We start from the raw sequence: 6724 nt of genomic DNA, 5'->3' as shown, positions 1-6724 counted from the left end.
TCGTCGGCCTTCCCGGCTTCCTTCAGGCGAATGGCCTCTTCGACAGCGATCTCGTCAAAGGGGTTCATCGACATCTTCACATTGGCAAGATCGACGCCGCTACCGTCCGCCTTCACGCGGACCTTCACATTGTAGTCGATCACGCGCTTGACCGGTACAAGGACCTTCATCAGCGTGTCTCCATTGGGGCCGGCAGGCCGCCGGCGGTTTCACCGAGTGTTCATCGGCACTACGCTTAGCGGAGCGCTCCTCGCCGCAACAGCAAAAAAACGACGCGCGGTGGGCCTGCGACGCCGCGTATTTTGTCGCGGGCGTGGGCATCGGATGCTCAGCGGGAATTCGACGTCGACGGGTTGCACCATTGCCACGCCGCGCCCGATCTGCTCCGGTGTGCCGATCCCGAAGGGCAGGAGGCTCGATGATACCGTCAGATATTCTGATGGCTTTTGCCGCGACGACAGCGCTTCTGGCGATGGCGCCGGGGCCAGACAACATCTTCGTGCTGACCCAATCGGCGCTGCATGGGCGCAGGGCGGGGCTGGCCGTCACGATGGGGCTTTGCACGGGCGTGCTCGTGCACACGTTGCTGGTGGCATTCGGTGTCGCGGCGGTACTTCAGGCTTCGCCGGCGGCGTTCACGGCACTGAAGACAGCCGGCGTTGCCTACCTCCTGTACCTCGCCTGGGGCGCATTCCGGGCTGGAAGTGCGATTCTGTCGGCGCAGGGCAATGGACGTGTGTCACCTGCGAAGCTGTACCTGCTCGGTGTGGTGATGAACCTCACCAACCCAAAGGTGGCGATCTTCTTTCTCGCCTTCCTTCCGCAGTTTGTCGACCCGGCGGCCGGCAACGTGGTGAAGCAATTGGGCCTGCTTGGTGTGGTCTTTGTCTGCATGACGTTGCTGGTTTTCGGCGCCGTGGCGCTGACCGCGGGTTCACTGGGAAGCTTCCTGCGGCGCTCTGTGATGGCGCAAACCGTGCTGAATCGTGTTGCGGGCACGGTGTTTCTGGCACTCGCCCTGTCCTTGGCATTGGCCGAACGCTAGCCCACCCAATAGGGGGGCTTAATCGTTTGTTAACCTAGAGTCGCCAGACATGGCGATATTCCTGATCCTGAGGATGTTTCCTGTGCGTGAACAGTGCCCAGAAGAAATCCAGGCCCTTCAGGCGGCCATGCTGCGTGCACGGGCGATGGGATTCGACCGCACAGCAGATGCAATGGCAAGGGTGCTTGCCCAGATGGTTGCAGACAAGCGGCCTGGTCGGGACAGAATCCTTGAAACGGCAAGCGGGGATATGCCTTGAGCCAACGAGACGCAGGGGTGGAGATCGGGGAGGCCCTGTGCCGAATCTGTGCCGAAGCCCATAGAAAAGGTCGGTCCGACGTGACCCGGCAGGTGCGCACGGCGCTGGATATCGCTGAGGTGGAGGTGGGAACGCTACAGCAGCGCCCCCCTTGTCCCTTCGAGTGGAGAAACTGCCCGCTCACGCGGAACTGGCGAAGTTCTTGGTAGCTAGCGGTTCGCGCCCGGTACCCACAGCACATCGCTGGCGCCGTTGTCATTTGCCACGCGGGCGGCGACGAAGAACCAGTCCGACAGGCGGTTAAGGTATTTCACGGCCGCCCGGTTCACCGTTTCCATGGTCGAGAGTTCCACCGCAAGTCGTTCGGCACGGCGGGACACCGTACGGCAGAGATGAAGGTGGGCGGACAGCGCCGAGCCTCCGGGCAGGATGAAGCTTCGCAGCGGCGAAAGGGCTTCGTTCATCTCGTCGATTTCCGCTTCCAGGCGCTCGACCTGGGCGGAGGTGATGCGCAGCGGAGGATACTCGGCCTCTGCGTCCTTTTCCATGTCCGGTCGGCACAGGTCGGCGCCCAGATCAAAAAGGTCGTTCTGGATAGCAGCCAGGCGCGTGTTCATTTCGCCGGTCGCATGCAGACGGGCCATGCCGAGCGTGGCGTTGCATTCGTCCACCGTGCCATAGGCGTTGACGCGGGCGGAATGCTTGGCCACGCGGGTGCCATTGCCAAGTGCCGTGTCCCCGGCGTCGCCGGTGCGGGTGTAGATCTTGTTCAGGACAACCATGTCAGCTCCCGGAGCGCAGCCAGGCGATCACGACGATGAGCACCACGGCCACGAACTGGGCATAGATGCGGTAGCGCATGATCCTGTTGGCGTGCTTTCGATTGAAGTCTCCGCCACGGGCGAAACCGCCGATACCGGTCATCAGGATGACGAGCACAACCAGCACGGCGGCGCCGGCGAGCAGGAAAAGCGGGTCGGACAGCATGGATTCTCCCTTGGCTGGGGACTGACATAGCCCGGCGGCGGCGGTTTGCGAAGCCCTTCCGCCGTCGATATCACCCTTTCTGGATCACCCGGTCGAGGGCGCGGGTTGTCAGGATCCGCCGCAGCACGTTCATGATATACGTCGGCTTCGTCACAAAGTAGCGCGGGGCGGGATTTTCCGACGCAAGTGCGGCAAGGATTTTCTCGGTGACCGCTTCGGGAGGCACTTCAAACCGATCCGGTCCGGTGTCGGTATAGAGCCGGTCGAGCAGGCTCCGCTCGTATTGCGCGGCGCGGGGAGAGGCCTTCCAGTCGATCCAGCGCTCGAAATGCGGGATCGAGTTGATCCGGAGCCTTGAGGTCACGGGCCCGGGCTCGACGAGGATGACCTTGATCGGTGTGTCCGCCATTTCGAGCCGCAGCACATCCGTGAGCCCTTCCAGCGCATATTTCGAGGCGACATAGCTGCCACGCCATTTCATCGGCACCAGCCCGAGGACTGAGGAGCACTGCACGATGCGCCCGTGTCCCTGCGCCCGCATGACCGGGATCACCTGTCGGGTGAGTTCGTGCAGGCCGAACAGGTTTGTCTCGAAGACCGCGCGCATCCCGTCCGTGGGCAGGTCCTCCACGGCTCCGGGCAAGGCGATGGCGGCATTGCTGTAGAGCGCGTCCAGAGTGCCACCGGTGCGGGTGATGGTCTCGGCGACGGCCGCTGTGATTGAGCCCGTGTCAGTCAGATCCAGGCAGAAGCTCTCAAGCCCTTCGCCTGTCAGGCGCTCCACGTCGTCCGGATTGCGGCAGGTCGCGAAGACACGCCAGCCGGCGTCCTTCAGCCCATGGGCAACGGCGTACCCGATGCCGGAGGAACACCCTGTGATGAGGATCGATTTCTGTGCCATTTGCTCGCCTTGCCTGCTTTTTGCCCGTGATCGCGCAGGCGGTTCGGAAGCGCAAGGTGCCAGCCGGGTTCATGTGCCGATGCAGGCTCTGTCCCGAGCGAACAGATGCGGGTCCAGCGAGATGGGCGTGTGACGCTGCGGGGTGAAGCACTGGACACCCCATGTCGTCCATGCATTGGACGCGTTCACCATCACGGGCGAACGGAATCCGGGATACGCATGCTGTAGGGCTTGAGTTTCCCTCGAGGAGCGGCCTGGGGTGCGATCTTTGCCAAAGCGAACTGCCGTCGCGCCCATTGGGGTGTCGCGGGTTGTCGAGGCGGCGTTGCCTGTGGCACGAATGTTGTGCCGAGATCGTGCCGCGTCCGTGCGGAAAGCGAGCTAGCCGTCGTTGGAGCCGCTGAGGAACTGCCGCGACATGTACCCGGTGTCACCGCCGCCCATACGAACCCGTGCCCAGCCGTCGTCCTCGAAGGAGACGAGTTCGACCTCATCGCCCAGCACGACAGAACCGACGACGCGGTATTGGGTCGAAGGACCGGACCGCACGTTCACGCGGTTCCCGGTGACGGTCAGAATCTGGCCGCTGTCGATAGCTGCTGCAGTCCCGAGTGTCGTGCGCGATGCCAGGCCGAGCAGGCTCATGCCATCGAAGACACCTTCGGCGGACTTTGTCGAAGCCGTCTCGGTGAGCGGCTCGTCAGGCTCTGCGGCGTCCTCGACCAGATCAAGCTGCAAGGCTGCTACAACGGCCTCCTCCACGCCGCCGCGAAGCGCTTCGCTCTCGCGTGCGATCTGGGTCTCCGCTTCGACCTCGGCCTCAGGCGCAGGAAGGGGCCGGGACGCCACGGCCATCGTTTTCTGCGGACTCGGGTCGCTCGATGCTGGAGAATCTGCCACCTTTTCGCGCTTTGGCGCCTCTGGCGCGACAATCATGGCGGCGCCAAGGATCAACAATGTTCCAGCGAGGTACCGACCAAGCATCTGAAAACTCCACCCAAACCAAAAAGGAATCGACTACGATGGCACCAATATACCATGCGTGGAACGCGGGAGAGTGCTTTTTCAAAGCGCAAAGACCCGTCGGAACCGCTTGTTCCGGGGAATCGGCTTGGCTACACAGCTTGGCATGACGGACGACGCAGAAGATCCCGACACCGAGCCCGCAGCCATTGCCGAGCCGCTCCGCAGGGCGCTTGGCGAGCGATATTTGCAATACGCCCTGTCCACTATCATGCACAGGGCCCTGCCTGATGCGCGGGACGGGTTGAAGCCGGTGCACCGCCGTATCCTCTACGCGATGCGGGAGTTGCGGCTGACGGCCACCGGTGCCTTCCGGAAATCGGCAAAGATTTCCGGCGACGTCATGGGCAATTATCACCCGCACGGCGATGCCGCGATCTATGATGCGATGGCCCGTCTGGCGCAGGATTTCGTGATCCGCTACCCGCTGGTCGACGGTCAGGGGAATTTCGGCAACATCGACGGCGACAACCCTGCGGCCTCTCGTTACACCGAAGCTCGGCTGACCAGCGCATCGGAGGCATTGCTGGAAGGGCTCGCCGAGGATTCGGTCAACTTCCGGGAAAACTACGACGGCACGCTCACCGAGCCCGAGGTACTTCCGGCCTCCTTTCCGAATCTTCTGGCCAATGGCGCCAGCGGTATCGCGGTGGGGATGGCGACGAATATCCCTCCGCACAACCTTGATGAGTTGATCCAGGCCTGTCTGCACCTGATCAAGACGCCGGATGCCCGCGACGAGACCTTGCTGAACTACATCCCCGGGCCGGACTTCCCGACCGGTGGTGTGATCGTCGAGCCGCCGGAGAACATCGCGGACGCCTATCGCACTGGTCGAGGGGCGTTCCGCCTGCGCAGCCGCTGGGAGATCGAGGAGATCGGGCGCGGCCAGTGGCAGGTCGTTGTGACCGAAATCCCCTACCAGGTGCAGAAATCCAGGCTGATCGAGAAGATCGCCGAGCTGATCCAGTCCAAGAAAGTGCCGATTCTCGCGGATGTGCGGGACGAGTCGGCGGAGGACATCCGCATTGTGCTGGAACCGCGGTCCCGCAATGTCGACGCCGACGTGCTGATGAACATGCTGTTCCGGAACTCGGATCTGGAGACGCGCTTCTCCATGAACATGAACGTTCTGATCGATGGGCGGACACCGAAGGTCTGTTCGCTCAAGGAGGTGCTGCGCGCATTCCTCGATCACCGCCGCGAGGTTCTGGTCCGCCGGTCGGAGCACCGGATGGAGAAGATCGACCACCGGCTGGAGGTGCTCGAAGGGTTCATCATCGCGTTTCTGAACCTCGATCGCGTGATAGACATCATTCGCTATGACGACGCGCCCAAGGATGCGTTGATGCGGGAGCGCTGGGGGCAGGAGTTCGCCCGCGCGATGTCGGAGGGCGACTACGTTCCGCCTGCGCCGCTTGCGCCGGACGAGGAGGGGACACTCTCCGAGGTTCAGGCCGAGGCAATCCTGAACATGCGTTTGCGCAGCCTGCGCAAGCTTGAGGAGCTGGAACTCGTCGCCGAGCAGGAAAAACTGATGGAGGAGCGCGCCAACCTTCAGGATCTTCTGGATGACGAGGCGCTCCAGTGGGGCCGGATCGGCGAAGAACTCCGCGAGGTTCGAGCCAAGTTCGGCAAAAAAGTCGCGGGTGGAGAGCGTCGGACGGGCTTCTCCCAGGCGGTCGAGGTGGCCGAAGTGCCGCTCGAGGCGATGATCGACAAAGAGCCGATCACGGTCGTCTGCTCGAAGATGGGGTGGATCCGGGCCATGAAAGGCCACATCTCTCTGGATCAGGAGCTCAAGTTCAAGGATGGCGACGAGGGGCGGTTCCTGTTCCATGCGGAGACGACCGATCGCCTGCTCGTCTTCGGGTCCAACGGTCGGTTCTACACCCTGTCAGCCAGCCAGTTGCCCGGTGGGCGGGGCATGGGCGAGCCGTTGCGATTGATGGTCGACCTGCCCAACGAGGTGGAGATCGTCGACCTGATGATCCACCGCTCCGGTCAGCGGCTGCTGGTGGCGTCGTCGGCCGGCGACGGGTTCGTCGTTCCGTCCGACGAGGTGCTGGCGCAGACCCGGGCAGGCAAGCAGGTGCTCAACGTGAAGGGCGAGGTCTCGGCAGTGATCTGCAAGCCGGTCGAGGGCGACCATGTCGCCGTGATCTCCAAGAACCGGAAGTTCCTGATCTTCCCGGTCGAGGAACTGCCGGAAATGACCCGGGGCAAGGGGGTTCGGATCCAGAAGTACAACCAGAGCCGGGGGCGCCAGGGGATGCTGGAGCTTGATGGCGGTTTGTCGGACCTGACCACGTTCAATGCGGAACTTGGCCTCAAGTGGTCGATGCCGAATGGCCAGACCCGGCACGAGAAGGATCTCTCCCCCTATATCGGAAAGCGGGCGAGTGTCGGGAAGAACCCACCCTACGGATTCCCGCGGGACAACAAGTTCACCTGATTTGATCAGAATGGAACACGAAGGACCGGCGCGCAGTCAGCGTTCCGGTCCTTC

The 6724-nt window shown here is 62.9% G+C and carries 7 protein-coding genes and 1 pseudogene; 3 read left to right on the top strand and 5 right to left on the bottom strand.

Annotated features, from left to right (window positions below):
- Positions 1 to 170: pseudogene (locus CLV78_RS21730) on the bottom strand (electron transfer flavoprotein subunit beta/FixA family protein); the annotation flags it as partial.
- Positions 171 to 418: 248 nt separating this feature from the next.
- Between CLV78_RS21730 and CLV78_RS21725 the strand changes: the two are divergent.
- Both CLV78_RS21725 and CLV78_RS21720 read left to right on the top strand, forming a co-directional pair.
- The gene (locus CLV78_RS21725) at positions 419 to 1045 is read left to right on the top strand and encodes a LysE family translocator (RefSeq protein WP_106207962.1); all 627 of its coding nucleotides are present in this window, start codon (positions 419 to 421) and stop codon (positions 1043 to 1045) included.
- 49 nt (positions 1046 to 1094) lie between these two features.
- Positions 1095 to 1304 (top strand): hypothetical protein, encoded by a 210-nt coding sequence (locus tag CLV78_RS21720; RefSeq protein ID WP_106207960.1) that lies wholly within the window; start codon positions 1095 to 1097, stop codon positions 1302 to 1304.
- A gap of 209 nt (positions 1305 to 1513) precedes the next feature.
- Here CLV78_RS21720 and CLV78_RS21715 read toward each other — a convergent pair whose 3' ends face one another.
- The 4 genes from CLV78_RS21715 to CLV78_RS21700 form a co-directional block, all read right to left on the bottom strand.
- Entirely contained in the window at positions 1514 to 2086 is a 573-nt protein-coding gene (locus CLV78_RS21715) for a cob(I)yrinic acid a,c-diamide adenosyltransferase (RefSeq protein ID WP_106207958.1), read from the bottom strand.
- A 1-nt stretch (position 2087) separates the two neighbouring features.
- Positions 2088 to 2291 carry a twin transmembrane helix small protein gene (locus tag CLV78_RS21710; protein WP_106207956.1) on the bottom strand — a complete coding sequence of 68 codons (204 nt, stop codon included), beginning with the start codon at positions 2289 to 2291 and terminating at the stop codon, positions 2088 to 2090.
- Between the two features lie 70 nt (positions 2292 to 2361).
- Positions 2362 to 3192: an SDR family NAD(P)-dependent oxidoreductase gene (locus CLV78_RS21705; RefSeq protein ID WP_106207954.1), complete on the bottom strand. Its 831-nt coding sequence runs from the start codon at positions 3190 to 3192 to the stop codon at positions 2362 to 2364.
- A gap of 381 nt (positions 3193 to 3573) precedes the next feature.
- On the bottom strand, positions 3574 to 4176 hold the full coding sequence (locus CLV78_RS21700) for an SH3 domain-containing protein (RefSeq protein ID WP_106207952.1): 603 nt from the start codon (positions 4174 to 4176) through the stop codon (positions 3574 to 3576).
- 145 nt (positions 4177 to 4321) lie between these two features.
- On the opposite strand from CLV78_RS21700, the gene CLV78_RS21695 reads away from it, so the two are divergent.
- Positions 4322 to 6670: a DNA topoisomerase IV subunit A gene (locus CLV78_RS21695; protein WP_106207950.1), complete on the top strand. Its 2349-nt coding sequence runs from the start codon at positions 4322 to 4324 to the stop codon at positions 6668 to 6670.
- The last annotated feature ends 54 nt before the right edge of the window (positions 6671 to 6724 follow it).

The sequence above is a fragment of the Aliiruegeria haliotis genome (assembly GCF_003003255.1).
Lineage (GTDB): Bacteria > Pseudomonadota > Alphaproteobacteria > Rhodobacterales > Rhodobacteraceae > Tropicimonas > Tropicimonas haliotis.
Note: the sequence above shows the minus strand (reverse complement) of the source record. Positions and strands in the feature narration are given on the sequence as shown.

What these genes read in the sequence shown, in the direction of transcription:
- CLV78_RS21725 (WP_106207962.1), top strand. Translation starts at nt 419, where the DNA reads ATGATACCGTCAGATATTCTGATGGCTTTTGCCGCGACGACAGCGCTT.
- CLV78_RS21720 (WP_106207960.1), top strand. Translation starts at nt 1,095, where the DNA reads ATGGCGATATTCCTGATCCTGAGGATGTTTCCTGTGCGTGAACAGTGC.
- CLV78_RS21715 (WP_106207958.1), bottom strand. Translation starts at nt 2,086, where the DNA reads ATGGTTGTCCTGAACAAGATCTACACCCGCACCGGCGACGCCGGGGAC.
- CLV78_RS21710 (WP_106207956.1), bottom strand. Translation starts at nt 2,291, where the DNA reads ATGCTGTCCGACCCGCTTTTCCTGCTCGCCGGCGCCGCCGTGCTGGTT.
- CLV78_RS21705 (WP_106207954.1), bottom strand. Translation starts at nt 3,192, where the DNA reads ATGGCACAGAAATCGATCCTCATCACAGGGTGTTCCTCCGGCATCGGG.
- CLV78_RS21700 (WP_106207952.1), bottom strand. Translation starts at nt 4,176, where the DNA reads ATGCTTGGTCGGTACCTCGCTGGAACATTGTTGATCCTTGGCGCCGCC.
- CLV78_RS21695 (WP_106207950.1), top strand. Translation starts at nt 4,322, where the DNA reads ATGACGGACGACGCAGAAGATCCCGACACCGAGCCCGCAGCCATTGCC.